Genomic DNA, 19,961 nt, shown 5'->3' with positions numbered 1-19,961 from the left:
TCGTGCAGGCCCGACATCGCGCTGCCGAGCACGAGGCGAGCGAGCATGTTCGCCTGTGAACCGCGACCATTCTGCCCCGCGAACAAGCCGGACATTGGCCGCGCGGCGCCGGCCGCTGACACGCCGCGAATTCCGAACCCGCGGACGTTCGCACGTCGCGCAAATCAGAATCTCCATTGCGCTGCGCGGCGATCCAGGTCGACCATGTTCGGGGGGTTTGACCACTGCGAATTCGGGCATTCCCGGAAGGAGCGCTGATTCGAACTTCGGAGGTGCCCGAAGACGTGGAGACTCCATCTTCGCAGCGTATGCTGGAAATTTACCTCAACGATCACCTGGCGGCCGCCACCGGTGGCGTCGCATTGGCACGTCGAGCGACCCGGAACACTCGTGATGCGAAGATCATGCCACGCTTGGCGGCTGTCGCCCACGAAATCGACCAGGACCGGCGATCACTCCTGGAGATCATGCGGCAACTCGACGTGAAGGTCGCCCGTTACAAGCTTGTCATGGGCTGGGCAGGAGAAAAGGCGGGACGGCTGAAGCTCAACGGGGCCTTGATGAATCGCTCGCCGCTGAGCGCTTTGATCGAACTGGAAGCCCTTGTCCTCGGCGTGCAGGGCAAAGCGGCGGGCTGGCGAACACTGCTGGCCATCGCGGGGCAAGAACCTCGCGTGAACGCCGACATGCTGCGAAACCTCCTCACCCGTGCACAGCAGCAGTTCGACGAACTGGAAAGCATTCGTGTGCAGATCGCATCCGAGATGGCGACATAACAATGGAAAGATGGACAACGCCCCCACTAGCCCGCCGGCCGGGTGATGGCAGACGCAAAAGACCCCCATCCGGGGCGGCAGATGACGATTTCGCACCTCGGGCCCAGACCGACCTGATGTCGGTCGACGGCACGGCCACGCACCCAGAATGCGCATCAAGCCCGCTCAGCCTGTGGCGTGCTGATCACGTCGCCGTCCGGGCACCGTCGCCAGCGCCAGCTCCAGCGTGACGTAGCAGTGAAACGTCTCGGTCGATTCTGCAGCTATCAGCGCCCGCCGCAGACAGTGCGCGTCGCCGGTGACCAGCCGCAGATCCACACGGCGGCTGCTGGCCTGGCGGTGGGCGTGCAGCAGCAGCTCCAACCCCGCCACACCGATGAAGCTCAGCCCGGACAGGTCCAGCACGACCGTGTCGACCATTGACGACAACCGAGTCGCGAGCAGCTCATGCAGGCGGGCGGCGGTTCGGCAGTCCAGCTCACCTCCCGCCCGGATCACCACGGACTTGCTCGTGGGACGCGAGCACCGCAGGTCAAGACCCGGATGGCGGCCGGGAAGATCGGGAGTCACCCGCGGTGACCGGGCTCCTAGCGAGGATTCGGGTGTGCTCATGTGGCTGCCTCCAGAGAGGGCAACCGGGTGAAGGACCGACCATCCACTACGACATCCCTGTCCCGGCCGGGACAACAACCCCGAAACGAAAAACCGGCGGAATCACTCCGCTGCCGCGTTCGGTGCAAGGGCGTGCCCTCACCGTACCGCGTACTCGGCCCCGGGCGAGGGCCGCCGTCACGGTGATGAGCCGCCGCTCTCCGACGAAGGCGGATCGGTACCACCGGGTGAGACCCCTCCCGAGTCGGCATCCGCGACCGAAGGCCTCTCGCACACCAGTCGCCCCAGCGCGCACGCCACCAAGTGGGTCTGGCTGATCGCGATCACCATCGTGGTGCTGCTGGTGGCTGCGTTCTTCGTAGTCCTGGCACTCGGTTGGGTTCGATGACGTCATCGGCCGCGATTCAACATCAGATAGGTGGGTATCCACGGGCCGCGATGTGCTGAACCTGAGTCAGGAGGTGGCCATGGCGAGCCTGATGAGCAAAGCGGTCATCGCGAAATACCGGATGACCCGCCGAAAGCGGGTCTTCGCCGATGCTCGGGCTCTGCGGCGGAGCGCGGAGAGCAACCAGACCGAAACGTCGCAATTGCCCGGCTGGGTTCGTGCGAAGTTCGACGTGACCGGCCGAGATGTTCACGGTCACCGCTGCTACACGCTGCGCCCGCGGACGTCTCTCGGGCCGGTGCACATCTTCTACCTGCACGGCGGCGCATACGTGCACCAGATCGAGTCCGCGCACTGGAAGTTCCTGGACAGGCTGATCGATCTGACGGGTGCCTCGGTGACGGTTCCCTTGTACCCCTTGGCCCCGGCGCACAGCTACCGCGAGACGATTCCAATGGTCTGGGAGTCCTACGAGGCCACCGTCGGTGCCGAGGCCCCTGAGAACCAGGTGGTCATGGGCGACTCGGCTGGTGGCGCCCTGAGCCTGTTCATCGCCCAGCGGCTGAAGGCCCGCGGCCGGCCGCAGCCCCAGCGGGTCGTGCTGATCTCGCCCTGGCTCGACATCACCGTCACCGACCCGTCGATGCCCGAGCTGGACCGCCACGATCCCTACCTCGGCATCGAGGGGCTGCGCGAAGCCGGTCGTCTCTACGCGAGGGACCTGGATCCGCACGACGCGCGTCTCAGCCCCATTTACGGCGATCTCGACGGCCTAGCGCCGCTCAGCGTGTACGCGGCGACTCGCGACGTCCTCCTCGCCGATGCACGGCGGCTTCGCGAGCTCACCGCGCAGCGCGGGGTGGGCATCGACTACGAGGAATACCCGGGGATGTTCCACGGCTGGATCCTGCAGTCCCTCCCGGAGGCGCGGGATGCGACCACCCGGATAACGAAGCTCTTGAACGTCCCATCACCGGCGCACCGGTAGCGGACGCGCAATCCAGGCGGCACCAGCTCGAACAAAGGAGATGACGATTCCTTCCGAACGCGCGTCTTCTGAAGCAACGTCCGAGCCGAAGAACATCTTCGTGCTGGGGATGGACGAACTGAACCTGGACAGCCTTCGACGGCTACCGGGACTGGAGGAATGCAGGTTCCACTCCTTGCTCGGCTTCGACGAGCTCGTCGGCCGAAGCGCGGCCGGCTTCACCGAGCTCCTCTCCCGCGCGCAACGACAGCTGGAGAGCTTCGACGGCGAGATCGATGCGATCACCGGCTACTGGGACTTCCCCGTGAGCTCGTTGGTGCCGATCCTGTGCCAGCGGTACGACCTGCCCTCCCCACCGCTGGAGGCGGTGGTCAAGTGCGAGCACAAGTACTGGAGCCGGCTCGAGCAGCAGAAGGTCACCACCGCCCACCCCGGATTCGGCCTGGTCGACCTGGAGAACAACCCGACGATGCCGGCCGGGCTCGGCTTTCCCGCCTGGCTGAAACCGGTCAAGTCGTTCTCCTCCGACCTCGCCTACAAGGTCACCAGCAGCGCGGAGTTCGACGACGCCGTGGACAACATCAGGCAGGGCATCGGCAAGATCGGCAAGCCCTTCGACGAGCTGCTGGAGCACCTGGACCTCCCCCAGGAGATCGCCGAGGCCGGCGGGCAAGCGTGCCTCGCGGAGGAAGCCGTGAAGGGCCGTCAGGTGACCGTCGAGGGCTACAGCGCCCACGGGCAGGTGCACGCCTACGGCGTCGTCGACTCGATCAACTACGAGGGAACGTCGAGCTTCCTGCGCTACCAGTACCCCTCGAACGTGCCCGAAGCCGTGCGGATTCGGCTGGAAGACATCTCCGTCAGACTGATCGAGCAGATCGGCCTGACTCCGAGCACGTTCAACATCGAGTACTTCTGGGACCCCGACACCGACGCCATCAACATCATCGAGGTCAACCCGAGGCTGTCCCAGTCGCATGCTCGGCTGTTCGAGGCCGTCGACGGGTCGCCCAACCTCCAGTGCATGGTCCACCTGGCGCTCGGGGAGCAGCCTCGACTGCCCCGCGGACAGGGCAGGCACCGCGTCGCGGCCAAGTGGTTTCTCCGCCGGTTCACCGACGGCGTCGTTCGGCGGGTTCCCAGCGAAGAGGAGATCGCGGAGATCGAGCACCGCTTGCCCGGCGTCACCGTCCAGGTCATCCCCGGCCAGGGCGAGCGGCTCTCCGACCTACCGGGTCAGGACAGCTACAGCTACGAACTCGCGGACATCTTCATCGGCGCCAACGACGAAGCAGAGCTCAACGAGCTCTATCAGCGCTGCGTCGACGCCCTGCACTTCGAGTTCAGCGAATAGGCCCGTTCACCTCGGTGGCGGCGCTCGGCAGCGCGAGCCGCTCCGAGCGCCGTCCCCGTCACACGTGGTCGCGCGGGATGGACTGCTGCCAGTTCCGCGAGAAGATGCGCCGCCCGTCCTCGTAGGCGTCGAGCTCGGCATGCAGGTGGAACTCCTCCGCGTCGCAGGTGAGCACGGTGCGGGTGACCGTCTCCACCTGCCAGCCGTCACGGGCGAAGCGCAGCGTCCATTCGGCCCGGCCGCTCACGGAGCCGAAATCATCGCCAACCCAGCCGTACCGCTCGTAGCACCTGCGAGCGATCTCCAGTCCGAGGCCCTCCAACCTGATCACTCCCGCATCTCCGACCACTTCGAGCGCGGACACGTAATCGACCAGGTCCCTCGACACCTGCCAACGCTCCTCCCCCGGCCGCAGCTGGGTCTGGAGCACCGGCGGAGCACCTTCGGGCTCTCCGAAGGGAATGGCCGGAAGACGATCCGGCACGCCGTTCGGCCGGACCGGCAGGGCGACCGAACTCTGTCCGCTGTAGACGCTCATGCACACCGGTTCCGGCGGCGGCCACGCCAGCGGCCAGTACGAAGTCGACACCGCCAGCCGGATCCTGTGCCCTTGGGGAAAGGCCTGCGCGCACGCATTGAGCTCAACCCTGACACGGTAACGCTGCCCTGGTTCCAGAGCGCGCGGCGACTCGTGGCCATCTCGATGCGTGAGGTTCAGCAGGCCGTACGTCACGCGCGTGGCACGACCATCGGGTGCCACGTCCGAAAGCCGCACCGCAACCATCGCCACCGGCTTGTCCACCTCGAATTCCAGGTCAACAGCCGGCGAACCGAGGATCTCGCAACGCTCCTGCAGCGGAGCGCTGTCGAAGACCAGCGAGCCGCCGTCCTCCTCCCGCTGGTCGTACGGGAGATCCGGTGGTGTGTTGTAGGAACACCACTTGCCCGCGTACTGCCCCACCGACAGCGGCGACATCACGTTCAGCGGGCGCACCGGCACATCGCGCCCAGCGGGCTCCAGCGTGTTCAATCCCAAAAGGTATTGCTGCACGTGCACATCCGGCGACGGCCACGTCATTTCACCGACCCAGCGCCCCGGCCGCTCTTCGTAGGACGTGGAAGGCGGGACGCTGTCCTGCATCCACACGTTCAGCATCGGCCCGTCCATCACGTCGTTGTCGATGCCTTTGAGCCACCGGTCCCACCAACGCACGAGTTCCTGCAGGAATCCGATCGCGGGTCCTGGCTGGCCGAGGTGCGGATAGGTGTGGGACCACGGCCCGACAAGTCCTTTGCGGGGTACGTCGAGGGAATCCATCAACCGGAACACCGTGTTGGTGTAACCATCCGCCCATCCGCTCACCGCGAGCACCGGGCATTCGACCGCCGAGTAGTCCTCGCAGACGGACCCGTGCCGCCAGTACTCATCGCGAGTGGGATGGCGCAACCACTCGTCGAGCCACAACCCGCTGCCGTCCAGCCGGTCCAGCCACATCTTGCGCCATGACTCCCCGACCAGGTCCGGATCGGGAGGGCAGGAGTTGTACGCGAACATCGTCGACGCCCACGAGAGGTTGTCACCGAGCAGGCAGCCGCCCATGTAGTGGACGTCATCGGCGTACCGGTCGTCGGAGGAGCACACGGTGGCGATCGCCCGGAGCTCCTCCGGACGACGAGCGGCGAGCTGGAGGGCGTTGAACCCGCCCCAGGAAATCCCCATCATGCCGACTCGGCCGTCGCACCACGGCTGTTCTGCCAGCCACTTGAGGACGTCTTCCCCGTCGAGCAGCTCCTGCTCCAGGTACTCGTCGGTGAGCACGCCTTCCGACTCACCGCTGCCCCGCAGGTCCACGCGCGCGCACGCATAGCCGTGGCCTGCGACATAAGGGTGATGAATCGAGTCCCGGGGAGCGGTGAAGTCCCCTTTGCGGTAGGGAATGAATTCCAGCACTGCCGGGACCGGCGACTCTTCGGAGCCGACCGGGCGCCAAATCCTCGCCCCCAACCGGGTGCCGTCCGACAGCGGCACCCAGATGTGCTCCTCTTCCGCGACTGTGTGCGGCAGGTCGGTCACCGTCCTCATTAGCCACTCCAATTCGCCACGCGGTGGCTGTCCGGAAACATCTCCAGGTGCGCCCTACCCGATAGCACCGATGCGAAAACGAACTTGCGCGAATCTGAGAAACACCGACCCGCCGGGCAAGCTCGTTCTGAACCATGCCCAGGAAAAATCGCATGCCCAGTATGCGGTGCTCACGATCCGGGATCGGCGATTCCAGGAACCCCTCGGCGGGCGAGCTGAGCCCGCGCCGTTCTGGTCGCGCCGGTCCTGGTGCGTACCAGCACCGGTATTCGGGTAGCCGACGGGAAAGCGAATGCGGTCGAACCATACCGACGTCGTGAACGAGGGCGGTGCAATGGCAGCTGAGGACATAACGGCGCTGCGGACCGCGGGCGGGGAGTACCGCGTCGAGGTGCGCCAATCCGAATTGACGACGACCCACCGGGTGCTGTTCTCCCCGGAACTCCTGGACCAGCTCAACGTTGCGGCACCCGATGAGGAGAGGTTCGTGGTCGAGTCGATCAGGTACCTGTTGGAGCAAGGGCCGGCCGCGGCGTTGCCCCAGGAGATCGACCTGGACGGGCTCCCGCACGAGGACATCGGCTACCTGCCGTACGTCAGGAGGCGGATGGTCGTGGGCTGAGCTCGCCAGGACCAGGTGGCGAAAGCGGATCCAGAGGGAAAAGGAGGCAGGCGATGGTGAAGTACGACCAACTGCTCGACGACATCGGCAGCACGGCCGGTCTCGGGACCGGTGAAGCCCGTGCCGCCGCTGAGGTGACCGTGACCGCGCTCGCCGGCGTGCTCGACGAGTCGCAACGGGCAGTGCTGCTGGCGGAGCTGCCGGCGGAGTTGGCCAAGGACTCCCCCTCCGGGGACGTGGAACCGGCCAACTTCGTGCAGCGGCTCGCACAGCTGGGCCGCCGAACGCCAGAGGAGGCCCGCTACCGGGCGCAGGCGGTTCTCGCCTCGATCGCCGGCCAGGACCCGAACCTGATCGAACAGCTCGACCTGCCGGAAGACGTGCGCGCGCTCACGCAACCGCTGGACGCCGGGGGTGGCGTGACGGGTCCGACCGGTCACCAGCCGCGCCTCACCGACGAGGAGCTGCGCCAGGAGCTGGAACGGCTGCCGCAGTGGTCCGGGGACAACGACGGGATCTCCCGCGTCCTCGAGCTGCCGCCGGAGAACCTGGACGGCGTGCTGGATCGTCTTGACGCCCTGCGCCGCAGGACCGGGCGCGGACCGGACATCGACCGCAAGGGCGGCACCGCTGTGCTCACCGCGCGGACCAAGGCAGTAGGCGGGGTCACCCAGCTGGACGTCGATCTCGCCCACCGCGTCGACGACGAGATCCAGCAAGCCGGCGCGGGCATCTAGCGCGGATCGAGGGTTGCCATCCGGCTCGCCGGGATCAGCTGGAGCTTGCTCGGCGGACTGCTGGTGCGGGCGGTACTACGGGGCTTCCTTCCCGGTCGCAGTCAGCTCGAGGAGGTCCGCGGCGGCGAAGCGGACTTCCGTTGCCAGCGCGGCGACCGGGTGTGGCAGACCGGTGGTTTCCAGACGTGCCAGGCGTTGGGCGAGATCGTGCGCGCGGTGGCGATGCTCGGCCGAAGTGGGTGACTCGGCGAGGATCTCGACCGCCTCGGCCAACTCCGCGATCGCCCGGTACATCCACGACGGCACTTCGTCGTGCTGCTGCAGCACCTCTTGGGTGATCCGGACGATCAGCACCACGCTCGCGTGCAAGGAGTCGAGGCCGCTGAGCCGGACGTCGAGCTGTCGTGCGCGGTGCCGCTCCCGGCGACCGCGCAACGTCCGCAGCGCGATCTCCCGGGTCGCCGAACGCGCCGCGTCGAACGCAGCCACGTCCAAGCTGATCGCCACCCACGTCTTCGGTGGGCGGGCCATCGCCGCCCTCCGCGGCGGCTAGAAGCGTGCGGGGCCAGGCGCATCGATCGCTGCGCGTGTTCGTCCCGGAACGCTTCGTGGGCGAGGGGCGTCAGAAGTGCGTTCCGCCGTCGATGCGGATCTCGGTGCCCGTGATGAACTTGCCGTCCTCGGAGCCGAGCATGGCCACCACCGACGCGACGGTCTCCGGACCGGCGAAGCCGTCGCCGATGGCCGGGCTCAGCTTCGCGAACAGGGACATGTCGGCGCCCTCGGGCAGGCCCGGGCCGACGCTCGACCTGCTGGCGCCGCTGCCGTCGGTCATGCCCGACGAGATCGAGCCGGGTTGCACCGCGGTGAAGCGGATGCCGCGCTTGGCGTACTCACCGGCGAGGGCGTGCGTCATGGACTGGATGCCACCCTTGCTCGCCGCGTAGGCCGCCATGTACGGGTGCGCGAAGGCCGCCGAGGTCGAGCTGAAGTTGACCACGGCGGAGCCGTTGCCCTCCAGCAGCGCCGGGATGGCCTCGCGGATCACCAGGAAGGTGCCCACCAGGTTCACCGAGAGGATCTCGTGGAAGCCCGCGAGAGTCATCTCGTGGCTGTGCGCGGACCGCAGGATCCCGGCCGCGTTGACCAGGACGTCCAGGCCGCCGAGCGCGGAGACGGCCTCGGCGACGACGTCCTTGACGGATTCCTCGTCGGAGACGTCGAGCACGAGCGCGGTGAGCCGGTCGGCGTCCGCACCGGCCTTCTGCACGGTGTCGGCCAGGCCCGGCTCGCTGATGTCCGCCGCCACGACGCTGCCGCCTTCAGCCAGCACGCGGAGCACGGTCGCCTGTCCGATGCCCGAGCCCGCCCCGGTGATGAGTGCGCGCCGACGTTCGTAACGGTTCATGTCCCACTCCACGTCCTCGTCGTGCCGATGGTGCGGTCGACGCCGCACCGGGCGGGTGGCGCGGAGGAAGCCCCTCCGCGCCCCGTCTCCGGGTGGATCAGGACCCGAAATCCCACTTGTGGCCCCAGTAGCTGTCCGCGGTGATCTCCTCCGCCGTGTAGGAGCTCTGGTCGACCAGCATGCCGTCGCAGCCGACCTCGAGGTCCCAGCCGCCCGGGGTCCGGACGTAGAACGAGACCATCTTGTCGTTGGTGTGGCGGCCCAGCGTGGACGAGACGTGGAATCCGGCGTCCACCACCCGGTCCAGCGCGCGGCCGACCTGGTCGAGGTCTTCCAGCTCCACCATGATGTGCACCAGGGCGGGCGCCTTGAGGTCGGGCGACGGCAGCAGCGCGAGGCTGTGGTGCCGCGCGTTCACGCCCATGAACCGGAGCCGCACCGGACCGTGTTCCGGCGGGGCGGGCAGCCGGAACGCGCCGCGGGGCAGGAAACCGAGCGTTTCGGCGTAGAAGCGGTAGGCCTCGTCGAGGTCGCTGACCGGGACCACGACGTGGCCCAGGCCCAGCTGACCGGTGACGAAGCGGTTGTCGAACTTCGTCGCCACCGGGCTGTGGTCCAGCGCGGGACCGTGGAAGATCTCCAGCGGGGTGCCGCCCGGGGCTTCGAAGGCGATGCCCGCCTCCACCCTGCGGGTGTCGGCCTCCTCCAGCGTCAGCGGTTTCGGGGCGAGCCCGGCTGCTTCGACCGCGGACTGGACCCGCCGCAGGGCCAGGTGGTCGCGGACCTCCCAGCCCACCGCCTCCACCCTGTCCTCCTCGCCCGGGAGCACCACGATCCGGCCGATCCGCTCGTCCAGACGCAGGTACAGCGCGTCCTCCTCCGGACCGCTCCCCTCGGCGAAACCGATGGTGTCGTTGGCGAACTCGCGCCAGGCGTCGAGGTCCGTGGCGCGGACCCGGACGTAGCCCAGCGAGCTGATGTCGGTCATGACTTCCTCTCCAGTCGTGGATCGCGGTTCAGATCAGGGCCCGGAGCTGCTCGGTGGGCTCGATACCCATCGAGGTCAGGGCATTCGAGTGGTAGATCGAGCCGGGGATGTGGATGGCGTGCTGCAGGCCGACGTGCGCGTCGCGCCAGAACCGCTGCACCGCGTTGGTGCGGCGCACCGCGTTCCCGCCGGAGCGGGCGAAGATCTCGTCGACCGCGGACACCGCGCGCCACGCGCAGCGGACCTGGTTGCGGCGCACCGTCGAGCGGTCCTCGAAGGTGATCGGCTCGCCTGCTTCGGCCCGGTCGTAGAGGCGGCTGACGCCGTCGAGCAGCTGCGTGCGGGAAGCCGCGATCTCCGCTGCCGCCTCGGAGATCGCGTACAGCGTGTGCGGATCGTCGCGGACCCGGGTGCCCGCCGCCATGACCCGGTCCCGCTGGTACTCGAGGTGGCAGGCCAGCGCGCCTTCCGCGATGCCGACGACCGCCGAGGTGATGCCCAACGGGAACATCGTCCAGAACGGCAGCCGGTACACCGTCTCGGTCCGGCCGACGCGTTCGGCGGCGCTCTCTCCCCGGGCGACCTCTTCGGAGTCGATCGTCCGGTACGCCGGGATGAACGCGCCGTCGACGACGATGTCCTTGCTGCCGGTGCCGCACAGGCCGATGACGTCCCAGGAGTCGTCGACGATCGTGTAGTCCTGCCGCGGCAGGACCACGTGCAGCACCTTGGACGGCTGGGCGGGCTTGCCCCCGGCGTCGCCGACCAGCGCGCCGAGGAAGATCCAGTCGCAGTGGTCGGTGCCGGAGGAGAACTGCCACCGTCCTTTGAGGACGTAGCCGCCGTTGGTCGGCGTGGCGATGCCGCTGGGCATGTACGGCGAGGCGATCCAGGTGTCCGGGTTCTCGCCCCAGACCTCCTGCTGGAGCTGCCGGTCCATGAGCGCCATCTCCCACGGGTGGACCCCGCCCACCCCGCACACCCAGCCGGTCGACCCGCAGGCCTTCGCAACGGCCATGACGGCTTCGGCGAAGTCCCGCGGATGGGCCGCGTACCCGCCGAAGTCGGTCGGCTGCAGCAGCCGCATGACCCCGGCTTCGCGCACCAGCTTGACGCTCTCGTCCGCGAGCCTGCCCAACCGCTCGCTGTCCTCCGCGGTCGCCGCGAGCCGAGCGGCGACCTCTTCCACTCGGCGAACCACCTCGTGCGCCATGCACGCACCTCCGAACTGCTCGGACGACCGCTTACACCGCCGGCCCGCGGCGGTTCGACGAAGCTATGACCGGCGTGCCGACGGACCCACCCCTGCTCCCGCTGACCGGGACCCGTTCTCCGGCCCACCGCTGACCGGGATTCACCGGCAGCGGTGGGCAAATCGGCCACCACCGCCCTGCACAGCACGACCAGACCGCTCGGCGGGTCACTGGGCGAGGTGGACGTCCTCGGGTGACCAGAACGCGCGCATGGTCGTGATCCGGCCTGCTTCGTCGAAGGTCATCACGTCGATCGGCTCGATCTCGGCGGCACCGTCGGGCAGCTCGGTGCGAACGCGGAAGTGGAACGCCGCGCTGTCCCCGGCGACCCGGAGCGCCAGCAGCTCGACGTCCTGGCGCATGTTCTCGAGGGTGGAGTAGAACTCGGTGATCGCGGCCCGTCCGCGGACCGGCTCGCTGCCCACCGGATCCTCGAGCGTGGCGTCCTCGGCGTAGAGGGCCGCGACGTCCGCTGCGCTTCCGGTCGCGACCGCCTTCAGGTAGCTCGCGACGGCGTCGCGGATGACCGACTGCTCCGGCATGGATCCTCCTCGTTCCGGTGTGTCGTCGCAGGTGATCCCGACGCCCCGGGTCACGGCGTGTCCACCTGGAGCTCCCCGCGCCGCACCGCGGTTTCGATGCTGTCGCGCAGCTGCAGGCACGTCAGCACACTCGCGCGGTCGGTGTTCGGGTGCTGTGCGAGTTCCGCGCAGCGGTCGGTGTCGGTGGTCCACTGCACTTGCGTGTGGGCCAGGCTGTTCTTCTTGACCAGCACGCACGTGCCGCAGCTGCGGCAGGACAAGGGCTGCACCTAGCTGCCTCCGATCAGGCGGTGGGAGCGCTGTCGTCCACGATCACGCGGCCGTTGGCCAGGTTGTCGTCGACCTCGGCCTGCCAGAACTCGATCGCGCGCTCGGTGTCGATCTCGAACTCGAACCGCCGGTTCATCTCCGGGGTCACGTCCTCGACGTCGACGTAGAACTGCTCGTACCAGCGCCGCAGCTGGTAGACCGGCCCGTCCTCCTCGCACAGCAGCGGGTTGTCGATCCGGGCCTTGTTCTGCCAGATCTCGACGTCCTGCAGGAAGCCCTTCTCGACGCCGGCGGCGAAGCCCTGCGCCATCTGCTCGGCGTCCTCGTCGGACATCCCCTCGGGCTTCTTGACCATCGCGCCCCACTGCAGCACGAAGCTCGTGGGCGACACCGGGTAGTGGCAGTTGATCAGCACCGTCTCGATCGTCACCTCGCCGGTGTCGCTCCACAGGTAGTCGATCATGTAGGAGGGCCCGTAGTAGGAGGCGCTCGAGCGCAGCGTGCTGTCGTCGCTGTAGTTCGTGCCGATCTTCACGTCCGGCCGGGACTTGCTGTGCATCGTCTGGCTGGCGATGTGCCCCTCGAAGACGTTCTTGAAGTAGGTCGGGAACGAGTAGTGGATGTAGAAGAAGTGGGCCATGTCCACCACGTTGTCCACGATCTCGCGGCAGTTCGATCCGTCGATCCGCAGCGAGTTCCACGTCCACGAGGTCCACTCGTCCGAACCCGAGCCGGGGATCTCCGGAATGGTCACCTCCGGCGGCGGCTGCTTGCCCTGCGGGTCGTTCCACACGAACAGCTGCCCGTTGCGCTCCAGCACGGTCCACGCCTTCGTGCGCGCCCGCGGCGGCACCCGCCGCGCGTACGGGATGCTCGCGCAGCGCCCGTTGCCCGACCAGCGCCAGTCGTGGAACGGGCAGGCGACCTCGTCGCCCTTGACCTCGCCCCGGCTCAGGTCACCGCCCATGTGCGGGCAGTAGGCGTTGAGCACATTCAGCTTCCCGCCGCCGTCGGCGAACACCACCAGCTTGGTGCCGAAGGCCTCGATCGCGTGGGGCTTTCCGTCCCGGTAGCCGTCGGCGAGGCCGAGGCAGTGCCAGCCGCGCGCGTAGCGGGCCGGCGGAGCCTCCGCCTCGATAACCCGCACCTCGTTCTCATCAGCCGTCCGCGGTGCTGCCATGAGGAACTCCTCCGACTCGGTCTCGTCGATTCGCCTCCATGGTGGGAAGTCCGGGCCAGCCGCAACAGGCTCTCTCCCGCTCAACGAGACCGGCACCTGCGGCCAGATCCCGCGATTTCAATGGAAATCGGACGTCCAATTTCAATTGAAATCGCGGGATCACCCGCAGGCGTCGGCGCGTCGGACGCCGACATGCCGACGTGATCCGAATTCCATTGAAATCAGACGTCTGATTTCAATGGAAATTTGACCCCGTGAGTCGTGAGGACCGACGTCGTCGAGCGGGAGGTCGGGTCAGTCGAGCGAGCCGAGGCGGTCGCTGGCCGTGACTCCGCCGTCGACGAAAATCGTGCTACCGGTGATGAAACTGGCTTCGGTGCTGAGCAGGAAGCGGACGGCGGACCCGATCTCTTCCGGCTGCCCGACGCGACCGAGCATCGCGTCACCGCGCATCCGCTCCCCGCGGCGGGCATCGACGAGGCTGCGGCGCAGCATCGGCGTGTCGATGTAGCCCGGGCAGACCGCGTTCACCCGAACCCCCGAGCGACCGAGCTGCGCGGCCAGCGACCGCGTCAGCCCGAGGACTCCGGCCTTGGAGGCGCTGTAGGACGGGATGTTCGCCTGCCCGAGCGTGGCGTTGATGGACGAGATCGCCACCACCGCCGAGTCCGGCAACGCGGTCAGATCCTCGGCGAGCGCGGCAGTCCCGTAGGCGAAGGCCGTGAGGTTGACGTCGAAGACGCGCTGCCACGCCTCCAGCCGGACCTCCGTCATCGGCGTCGAGTCGACGATCCCGGCGCAGTGCACGAAACCGCCTATCCTGCCGACGGTCCGCCGGGCCTCGGCGAGCGCGTCGTCGTACCGGGACACGTCGGCGACGTCGATCCCGGTCGCGACGACCGGCACGCCGCCGGTCTGCTCGATCTGCTCCGCGACGGCCGCCACGCCGCCCTCATCGCGATCCCACAAGACCACTGGTCGCCCGCCGGCGGCCAGGGCACGAGCGCAGGCAGCACCGATCCCAGAAGCGGCGCCGGTGATCAGCACGGGTGTGTTCGGCGAAGACATGGTGCTCCTCGTGGTCAGCGGGCGAGCATGTCCAGCGCGGCGAGGTGGCTGAACACCATGCAGGCCCCGATCGGATTGCCCCCGCCCGGATACGTGGTCCCGCTGACGGCGGCCATCGAGTTGCCCGCGGCGTACAGGCCGGGGATCACCTCGCCCGAGGTGTTGAGCACCCGGGCACGCGCATCGGTGCGCAGACCGCCCTTGGTGCCGAGATCGGAGAGACCGAATGCGGCGGCGTGGAACGGGCCCTTCTCGATCGGCACCAGCGGGGAGCCGCCCTCCGCGAACGACCGGTCGTACGGCTCGTCACCCCGGTGGAAGTCCTCATCCGCCCCAGCAGCCGCGAAGCCGTTGAACCGCGCCACGGTCCGCTCCAGGTTGTCCGCGGGAACACCGATCTTCTCCGCGAGCTCGGCCAGCGTGCCCGCGCTGAACCACAGCCCGGCGTCGACGTAGTCACCGGTCTCCCCCATCGGGACGCTCGTGGAGCGCACCGGCGGCCGCTCGCCCTCGCGGTCGTCGTAGATCATCCAGAACGGCAGCGCCATCCGGCCCTCGCCGAGGCGGTCGAGGACGGCGCGGCCGATCCGGTCGTACGGCCAGGACTCGTTGACGAAGCGCTCGCCCGCGCCGTCGACGAAGATGCCGCCGGTGAACCACAGCGAGAACGTCGACGTCCCGTCCGGGTGGGTGATGCCCGGCGACCACCAGGCCTCCGACATCAGGTCGGTGCCGGCGCCGACGTCGATCCCGGCCCGGATCGCCTTGCCCAGGTTCTCCGCCGGTCCCATCGTGTCGCGCGCCGCGCCCGGAACCCCGTGCTCGGTCCGCATCTCCTGGTTGCGCTCGAACCCGCCGGAGGCGATCAGCACGCCGCGCCGCGCGCGGATCCGCCGTCGCTCGCCGCCTTCCTCGACCACCGCGCCGATCACGGCGCCGTCCGAGGTCAGCAGCTCGTCGCACACCGATCCGCGCCGCAGCCGGACGGAGTCCTTCTTGGACAGCGCGAGCAGCAGCCTGCCGATCAGCGCCTGACCGCCGATGAGCAGCTCCGGAAGCGGTTCGCCCGCCCGCTCGACGCCCACCGGTGGCCGGAGCTGGTCCCGCAGCGAGCCGATCCGCTCCGGCGGGATCGGCATCGGCATGATGTGCCGACCGGTCGCGCTGGCCCCCGGCGCCGACCCGAAGTAGTCCGGCCACGGGTAGACGATGAACTCGAAGTCGTCGTCGGACTCCAGGTAGTCGACCAGGCGGGCACCGTTGTCCAGGAACGCGTCCTGCAGCTCGCGGGGCGTGCGGTCGCCCACCACCGCGCGGTAGTAGGTCTTCGCCTCCTCCGGGGTGTCCTGGTCGCCGGCCCGCTTGAGCACGGCGTTGCCCGGGAACCACAGCCCGCCGCCGGAATACGCCGTGGTGCCGCCGAACTTGTCGGTCGCCTCGACCACCAGCACCGAAAGCCCCTCGCGGGATGCCGTGTACGCCCCGGTCAGCGCGCCGCCGCCGGAACCGACCACCAGCACGTCGCACTCGTCGTCCCAGATCGCCATGGGAGCACGATGCTCGTCGGACGCCCCGCCGTGTCGGGCCGGTCCCACTGACCGGGAGAGCAGATCTTCGGCTTCCCGCCGCGAAAGGCCGCTGACCGCACTCCCGAGCCGGCTGCCCGACGACCTCCACACCGACCGGATCCGGGATGGAGGAAGCCGTCGCCTCTCGCTGTCGTCAGGCACGGCTCGCGGCGTGCTTCGCCACCACGTTGCCGAAGACGAGGCCCTGGCCGATGGTTGCTCCGGCGCCCGGGTAGGTGGCGCCGAAGGCGTTCGCCGCGGTGTTGCCGATCGCGTAGAGCCCGTCGATCGGGGATCCGTCCGGCCGAAGCACGCGCCCGTGGCCGTCCGCGCGCAGACCACCGCAGGTACCGAGGTCGCCGAGGACGATCCGCACCGCGTACAGCGGGCCGTTCAGGGGGCGCAGGTTCGGGTTCGGCGTGACGGTCGGGTCGCCGTAGTAGCGGTCGTACGCGCTGGCCCCGCGGTGGAAGTCGTCGTCCACACCCGCTGCGGCCAGCTCGTTGAACCGGCGCAGGGTCGCGACGAACCCCGCTTCCGTCAGCCCCGCTCGACGGGCCAGGTCCGCCGGGTCGTCCGACCGGTGCGCGATGCCGGCTTCGTACCAGCTCCCCGGCAACGCCATCCGCGGGAACACCCCGCCCGCGTAGACGTAGCTGTTGCGGTAGCGCTGGTCGAACACCATCCACATCGGTCCGACGGCGTCGCCGGAGCGCTCCCGTTCCAGCACTCGCTGGCCGAAGCTCATGTAGTCGGTGGACTCGTTGACGAACCGGTGTCCGCGCCCGTCGACGATCAGCGATCCCGGCAGCGACCGCTCGGCGAGCAGGACCGACGGCGCCCCACCGGGCAGCGGTGCGACGGCGGGGAACCACCAAGCCTGGTCCATCAGACCGATGTCGGCCCCGACCTCCTGACCGATCCGGATGGCATCGCCGGTGTTGCCCTTGTTCCCCAGGCTCCAGCCGGGTTCGAGCGCCTCGGACTGGAACTCCTTGCGCCACGCGATGTCGTGGTCGAAACCGCCGGCGGCGAGCACGACGCCGCGCCGGGACTGCACCGTCACCTCGCGCCCGCCCTGCTCGAGCACCACACCCGTCACCCGGCCGCCCTCCGTGGTCAACCGCTGCAAGGAGGTCCGCGTCCACACCGGGATCCCGGCCCGGAGCACTCCCCCGTACAGGCCCGCGGCGAGCGCCTGGCCTCCCGCGACGTACTCGCGGCCGAGGAGTTTCCCGCCGATGCCCTGCGCCATCCGCAACGCCACCCGTGGAACGCCGCGGCTCGGCACCCGGGCCATGAGGTTCATCCACTTGTAGTCGTAGCCGGTGATCGGCATCGGCACCGGCGACTTCAGCGCCGAGGAACGAAGCCGGGCGCGTTCGGCGCCCAGCGTCGCGACGTCGAAGGGCTTGCACTCGCAGCTGCGGCCGGCGGCGACGCCACCGGGCAGTTCCGGGTGGTAGTCGGAGTAGCCCTTGCTCCACATGAAGCGCATCGACGTCGTCCGCCGCAGCATCCGGATCGTCTCGTCGCCGTGGCGCAGGAAGCTCTCCCACCGCTCGTCCGGCGAGGTGCCGCGGACCACGGAACGCAGGTAGGCCTCGGCGCGCTCGGGCGAGTCGACCGCGCCCTGCTCCGCCAGCAGCGAGCTCGCCGGGATCCAGAACGCGCCACCGGACAAGGCCGTCGAGCCGCCGACGTAGTCGGTCTTCTCGACGATCAGGACGTCGAGGCCCTGCTCGTGCCCGGCGAGTGCGGCGGCCATCCCGGTTCCGGAACCGATCACGACCAGGTCGACTGCCGTATCCCGCGCGGGAGTGGGCGCGGGCGGTGTGCTCGTGGGCATCGACGTCTCCTCGTCGTGGTGCTGGCGTTCGGCGGCATCGCACCACCGCTGTCACCTGCGGTGAAGCGTTCCTCCCGCTCAACGGGACTGGCCGGTGCCTACTCCGACGCGGCGAACCGGCTCCGGTGCGGCGCCGGTGCGCGGCGGTTCACCAGCTGGTCGGCGCGCGCCGCCATGGCCGCGTGCACGAGTTCGGGGTGGGTCACGATGTAGAACTCGCCGCGCGCCGCCTGCGCCACGATGGTCTCCGCCGCTTCGTCGGCGCTGATGGCCTGCTCGCGGATGGCCAGCATGGTCCTCCGCTGCTCCTCGGCGGCGGCGACGTCGCCGGATTCGACGCCGCCCGCGGAGCTGAAGATGTCGGACTCCACCAGCCCCGGCAGCACCGCCGAGACGACGATGTCGGCGCCGACCCCGGCGATCTCCTGGTGCAGGCACTCGGTCATGGCCAGCACCGCGTGCTTGCTCATGATGTAAGGCGCCTGCAGGGGCAGCGAGGTGACCGCGCCGATCGAGGCGAGCGCGAGCACGTGACTGCGCCGACCAGCGGCGATCATGCCGGGCAGGAAGGCCCTGATGCCGTGGAAGACCCCGCTGATGTTGACGTCCACGACGCGTTGCCAGTGCGTCGGCGAGACGTCCCACAGGTAGCCGAACTGCTCGACGCCGGCGTTGTTGATCAGCAGCCGGACGGGGCCGAACTCCTCTTCCACGTGGCGGGCCAGCCGGTCCACCGCGTCGGGATCCCGCACGTCGACGACGCGCGGCACCACGCGTTTCCCCAGCTCATCGGCGATGCGGTGGGCAGCTTGCGCGTCGACGTCGGCGGCGATCACCGTCATGCCGAGATCACCGGCGAGGTGCCTGGTCAGTCCGGCACCGATACCGGCACCGGCCCCGGTCACCACGGCGAGATCGCCGCCGAAGACTTCCCGCGCTGTCGGCATGAAATCCCTCCATCGGAACCGTTCCAGCGATCGCGGGGCCGTGACGGGAGTTCCGATCGGTCCACAGTGGGCACCGATCGGACTTCAACCGGCCCGCGGAGACGGCGCGGCCACCTCGCTCCAGCGGGAGCGAAGACGACCGGCGGCGGCGGTTCAACACCCACTCCCGCTGTGCGGGACCCGAACCGGAACCTGGCCGCTCCCGTCACCTAAGTCCGGTTTCCTGCGTCCGCACAACGGATTTCACCGCTCAGGCGCTTTCCGACCGCGCCCGCCGCTGTTAGCATGCCGTTAGAATCAATTTCATTCCGCCGATCGAGCCGATCGAGAGGTGTGGCATGACCTCAACGTTGAGGACGAGTGCCGAGTCGGCAGTCGAGCAGCGCGTCCCGCCGTCCATGGTGGAGCGGCTGACACTGATCCTGGACCTGTTCGAACGCCCGCACACCCATCAGACATTGGAGGACGTGACCCGGCGGACCCGTCTCCCCCGCTCCACGGCCCATCGCATCCTGGACCAGCTCGTCCGCTTGCGGTGGCTCGACCACACGACGTCCGGGTACCGGCTCGGCAAGCGCGCGCTCGGGCTCGGCGGCCGCGAGATCGGGCAGAACGCGCTGCGCAGCGCAGCGGCACCCGTGCTCCACGACCTGGCGATCCGCACCGAGCTGGTAGTGCACCTGGCGGTCCTCGTCGACACCGAGGTGTACTACCTGGACAAGGTGGGCGGCCGCTCCGCCGTCGAGGTGCCCTCGCGCGTCGGCGGCCGCGCCCCGGCGCACTGCACCGCGCTCGGCAAAGCGATGCTCGCCTGGTTGCCCGTGGAACGAGTCGAGACCGAGTACGGCAACGCGGTCCGCCGCACCGCGCGCAGCATCGCCGATCCCGGCGTCCTGCACCAGGAACTCGACCGGATCCGGCGCCGCCGCGGATTGGCCTTCGAACGCGGCGAGTGCTTCCCGACGGTCGGCTGCGTCGGCATCGCGCTGCGCGGACGGGACGGCCCGGTGGGCGCGATCTCGCTGGTGGGCGACGTGCAGTCGCCGCTGGAGCGGGTCGCTCCCCTGCTCATCCAGGCCGCCCACGCCATCTCGACCGAACTCGCCACCATCGCGGACGTGCCGAGGCAGCCGCGACCGGACCTCGCGATCGCCCAGCAGTCGTGGCCGAACGAGCCGGTGGCCCAGCTGCTCGCGGTCGGTGGCGACTGGTTGTGACCGGGCCCCGCAGCACGGCACCGAGGTCGGGACGACCGGGTCAGCCCGGTCGTCATGACGCTGCTGCCGATGCGGGCCGTCCCCGCACCGAAGTGCACGTGCTCCCCGACT

The 19,961-nt window shown here is 69.0% G+C and carries 19 protein-coding genes and 1 pseudogene; 7 read left to right on the top strand and 13 right to left on the bottom strand.

Translation table 11 applies throughout. The features are described 5' to 3' along the window. Window positions 1-272 precede the first annotated feature (272 nt). The gene (locus tag ATL45_RS27465) at window positions 273-776 is read left to right on the top strand and encodes a hypothetical protein (RefSeq protein WP_246025576.1); all 504 of its coding nucleotides are present in this window, start codon (window positions 273-275) and stop codon (window positions 774-776) included. 165 nt (window positions 777-941) lie between these two features. Here ATL45_RS27465 and ATL45_RS27460 read toward each other — a convergent pair whose 3' ends face one another. Continuing rightward, the gene (locus ATL45_RS27460) at window positions 942-1,388 is read right to left on the bottom strand and encodes an STAS domain-containing protein (RefSeq protein WP_093149092.1); all 447 of its coding nucleotides are present in this window, start codon (window positions 1,386-1,388) and stop codon (window positions 942-944) included. Window positions 1,389-1,602: 214 nt separating this feature from the next. Here ATL45_RS27460 and ATL45_RS39770 point away from each other — a divergent pair. From ATL45_RS39770 to ATL45_RS27445, 3 genes and pseudogenes are all read left to right on the top strand, one after another. After that, a pseudogene (locus ATL45_RS39770) lies at window positions 1,603-1,776 on the top strand (DUF6480 family protein); the annotation flags it as partial. Window positions 1,777-1,855: 79 nt separating this feature from the next. After that, window positions 1,856-2,764, top strand: a complete 909-nt coding sequence (locus ATL45_RS27450) for an alpha/beta hydrolase fold domain-containing protein (protein ID WP_093149750.1) — start codon at window positions 1,856-1,858, stop codon at window positions 2,762-2,764. A gap of 40 nt (window positions 2,765-2,804) precedes the next feature. Continuing rightward, the gene (locus ATL45_RS27445) at window positions 2,805-4,118 is read left to right on the top strand and encodes an ATP-grasp domain-containing protein (RefSeq protein WP_093149096.1); all 1,314 of its coding nucleotides are present in this window, start codon (window positions 2,805-2,807) and stop codon (window positions 4,116-4,118) included. Between the two features lie 58 nt (window positions 4,119-4,176). Here ATL45_RS27445 and ATL45_RS27440 read toward each other — a convergent pair whose 3' ends face one another. Continuing rightward, on the bottom strand, window positions 4,177-6,201 hold the full coding sequence (locus ATL45_RS27440; protein ID WP_093149098.1) for a CocE/NonD family hydrolase: 2,025 nt from the start codon (window positions 6,199-6,201) through the stop codon (window positions 4,177-4,179). A 334-nt stretch (window positions 6,202-6,535) separates the two neighbouring features. Between ATL45_RS27440 and ATL45_RS27435 the strand changes: the two genes are divergently transcribed. Both ATL45_RS27435 and ATL45_RS27430 read left to right on the top strand, forming a co-directional pair. Next, window positions 6,536-6,823 (top strand): hypothetical protein, encoded by a 288-nt coding sequence (locus ATL45_RS27435; protein WP_093149753.1) that lies wholly within the window; start codon window positions 6,536-6,538, stop codon window positions 6,821-6,823. Between the two features lie 53 nt (window positions 6,824-6,876). Next, window positions 6,877-7,560 (top strand): DUF2267 domain-containing protein, encoded by a 684-nt coding sequence (locus ATL45_RS27430; RefSeq protein ID WP_093149102.1) that lies wholly within the window; start codon window positions 6,877-6,879, stop codon window positions 7,558-7,560. Between the two features lie 75 nt (window positions 7,561-7,635). On the opposite strand, the gene ATL45_RS27425 is transcribed toward ATL45_RS27430, so the two are convergent. From ATL45_RS27425 to ATL45_RS27375, 11 genes are all read right to left on the bottom strand, one after another. After that, entirely contained in the window at window positions 7,636-8,091 is a 456-nt protein-coding gene (locus ATL45_RS27425; protein ID WP_093149106.1) for a hypothetical protein, read from the bottom strand. A gap of 91 nt (window positions 8,092-8,182) precedes the next feature. Next, window positions 8,183-8,968, bottom strand: a complete 786-nt coding sequence (locus tag ATL45_RS27420; RefSeq protein WP_093149110.1) for an SDR family NAD(P)-dependent oxidoreductase — start codon at window positions 8,966-8,968, stop codon at window positions 8,183-8,185. 97 nt (window positions 8,969-9,065) lie between these two features. After that, a complete protein-coding gene (locus ATL45_RS27415; protein ID WP_093149114.1) occupies window positions 9,066-9,956 on the bottom strand; it encodes a VOC family protein in 891 nt (296 codons plus the stop codon). 28 nt (window positions 9,957-9,984) lie between these two features. Then, the gene (locus ATL45_RS27410) at window positions 9,985-11,169 is read right to left on the bottom strand and encodes an acyl-CoA dehydrogenase family protein (RefSeq protein WP_093149116.1); all 1,185 of its coding nucleotides are present in this window, start codon (window positions 11,167-11,169) and stop codon (window positions 9,985-9,987) included. A gap of 207 nt (window positions 11,170-11,376) precedes the next feature. After that, window positions 11,377-11,751, bottom strand: a complete 375-nt coding sequence (locus tag ATL45_RS27405; protein WP_093149119.1) for a nuclear transport factor 2 family protein — start codon at window positions 11,749-11,751, stop codon at window positions 11,377-11,379. 50 nt (window positions 11,752-11,801) lie between these two features. Beyond that, window positions 11,802-12,020 (bottom strand): hypothetical protein, encoded by a 219-nt coding sequence (locus tag ATL45_RS27400; RefSeq protein ID WP_093149122.1) that lies wholly within the window; start codon window positions 12,018-12,020, stop codon window positions 11,802-11,804. 14 nt (window positions 12,021-12,034) lie between these two features. After that, entirely contained in the window at window positions 12,035-13,201 is a 1,167-nt protein-coding gene (locus tag ATL45_RS27395) for a 3-ketosteroid-9-alpha-monooxygenase, oxygenase component (RefSeq protein WP_093149124.1), read from the bottom strand. 294 nt (window positions 13,202-13,495) lie between these two features. Continuing rightward, the gene (locus tag ATL45_RS27390; RefSeq protein ID WP_093149127.1) at window positions 13,496-14,269 is read right to left on the bottom strand and encodes an SDR family NAD(P)-dependent oxidoreductase; all 774 of its coding nucleotides are present in this window, start codon (window positions 14,267-14,269) and stop codon (window positions 13,496-13,498) included. 14 nt (window positions 14,270-14,283) lie between these two features. Continuing rightward, a complete protein-coding gene (locus ATL45_RS27385; protein ID WP_093149131.1) occupies window positions 14,284-15,816 on the bottom strand; it encodes an FAD-binding protein in 1,533 nt (510 codons plus the stop codon). 175 nt (window positions 15,817-15,991) lie between these two features. After that, a complete protein-coding gene (locus ATL45_RS27380) occupies window positions 15,992-17,686 on the bottom strand; it encodes a 3-ketosteroid-delta-1-dehydrogenase (RefSeq protein ID WP_093149135.1) in 1,695 nt (564 codons plus the stop codon). Window positions 17,687-17,784: 98 nt separating this feature from the next. Further along, on the bottom strand, window positions 17,785-18,633 hold the full coding sequence (locus ATL45_RS27375; protein ID WP_093149140.1) for an SDR family NAD(P)-dependent oxidoreductase: 849 nt from the start codon (window positions 18,631-18,633) through the stop codon (window positions 17,785-17,787). 338 nt (window positions 18,634-18,971) lie between these two features. Here ATL45_RS27375 and ATL45_RS27370 point away from each other — a divergent pair, with 338 nt between their 5' ends. Beyond that, window positions 18,972-19,850 carry an IclR family transcriptional regulator gene (locus tag ATL45_RS27370; protein ID WP_093149144.1) on the top strand — a complete coding sequence of 293 codons (879 nt, stop codon included), beginning with the start codon at window positions 18,972-18,974 and terminating at the stop codon, window positions 19,848-19,850. Window positions 19,851-19,961 lie beyond the last annotated feature (111 nt).

The organism is Saccharopolyspora antimicrobica (genome assembly GCF_003635025.1).
GTDB lineage: Bacteria > Actinomycetota > Actinomycetes > Mycobacteriales > Pseudonocardiaceae > Saccharopolyspora > Saccharopolyspora antimicrobica.
Note: the sequence above shows the minus strand (reverse complement) of the source record. Positions and strands in the feature narration are given on the sequence as shown.

What these genes read in the sequence shown, in the direction of transcription:
- ATL45_RS27460 (WP_093149092.1), bottom strand. Translation starts at nt 1,388, where the DNA reads ATGAGCACACCCGAATCCTCGCTAGGAGCCCGGTCACCGCGGGTGACT.
- ATL45_RS27450 (WP_093149750.1), top strand. Translation starts at nt 1,856, where the DNA reads ATGGCGAGCCTGATGAGCAAAGCGGTCATCGCGAAATACCGGATGACC.
- ATL45_RS27445 (WP_093149096.1), top strand. Translation starts at nt 2,805, where the DNA reads ATGACGATTCCTTCCGAACGCGCGTCTTCTGAAGCAACGTCCGAGCCG.
- ATL45_RS27440 (WP_093149098.1), bottom strand. Translation starts at nt 6,201, where the DNA reads ATGAGGACGGTGACCGACCTGCCGCACACAGTCGCGGAAGAGGAGCAC.
- ATL45_RS27435 (WP_093149753.1), top strand. Translation starts at nt 6,536, where the DNA reads ATGGCAGCTGAGGACATAACGGCGCTGCGGACCGCGGGCGGGGAGTAC.
- ATL45_RS27430 (WP_093149102.1), top strand. Translation starts at nt 6,877, where the DNA reads ATGGTGAAGTACGACCAACTGCTCGACGACATCGGCAGCACGGCCGGT.
- ATL45_RS27425 (WP_093149106.1), bottom strand. Translation starts at nt 8,091, where the DNA reads ATGGCCCGCCCACCGAAGACGTGGGTGGCGATCAGCTTGGACGTGGCT.
- ATL45_RS27420 (WP_093149110.1), bottom strand. Translation starts at nt 8,968, where the DNA reads ATGAACCGTTACGAACGTCGGCGCGCACTCATCACCGGGGCGGGCTCG.
- ATL45_RS27415 (WP_093149114.1), bottom strand. Translation starts at nt 9,956, where the DNA reads ATGACCGACATCAGCTCGCTGGGCTACGTCCGGGTCCGCGCCACGGAC.
- ATL45_RS27410 (WP_093149116.1), bottom strand. Translation starts at nt 11,169, where the DNA reads ATGGCGCACGAGGTGGTTCGCCGAGTGGAAGAGGTCGCCGCTCGGCTC.
- ATL45_RS27405 (WP_093149119.1), bottom strand. Translation starts at nt 11,751, where the DNA reads ATGCCGGAGCAGTCGGTCATCCGCGACGCCGTCGCGAGCTACCTGAAG.
- ATL45_RS27395 (WP_093149124.1), bottom strand. Translation starts at nt 13,201, where the DNA reads ATGGCAGCACCGCGGACGGCTGATGAGAACGAGGTGCGGGTTATCGAG.
- ATL45_RS27390 (WP_093149127.1), bottom strand. Translation starts at nt 14,269, where the DNA reads ATGTCTTCGCCGAACACACCCGTGCTGATCACCGGCGCCGCTTCTGGG.
- ATL45_RS27385 (WP_093149131.1), bottom strand. Translation starts at nt 15,816, where the DNA reads ATGGCGATCTGGGACGACGAGTGCGACGTGCTGGTGGTCGGTTCCGGC.
- ATL45_RS27380 (WP_093149135.1), bottom strand. Translation starts at nt 17,686, where the DNA reads ATGCCCACGAGCACACCGCCCGCGCCCACTCCCGCGCGGGATACGGCA.
- ATL45_RS27375 (WP_093149140.1), bottom strand. Translation starts at nt 18,633, where the DNA reads ATGCCGACAGCGCGGGAAGTCTTCGGCGGCGATCTCGCCGTGGTGACC.
- ATL45_RS27370 (WP_093149144.1), top strand. Translation starts at nt 18,972, where the DNA reads ATGACCTCAACGTTGAGGACGAGTGCCGAGTCGGCAGTCGAGCAGCGC.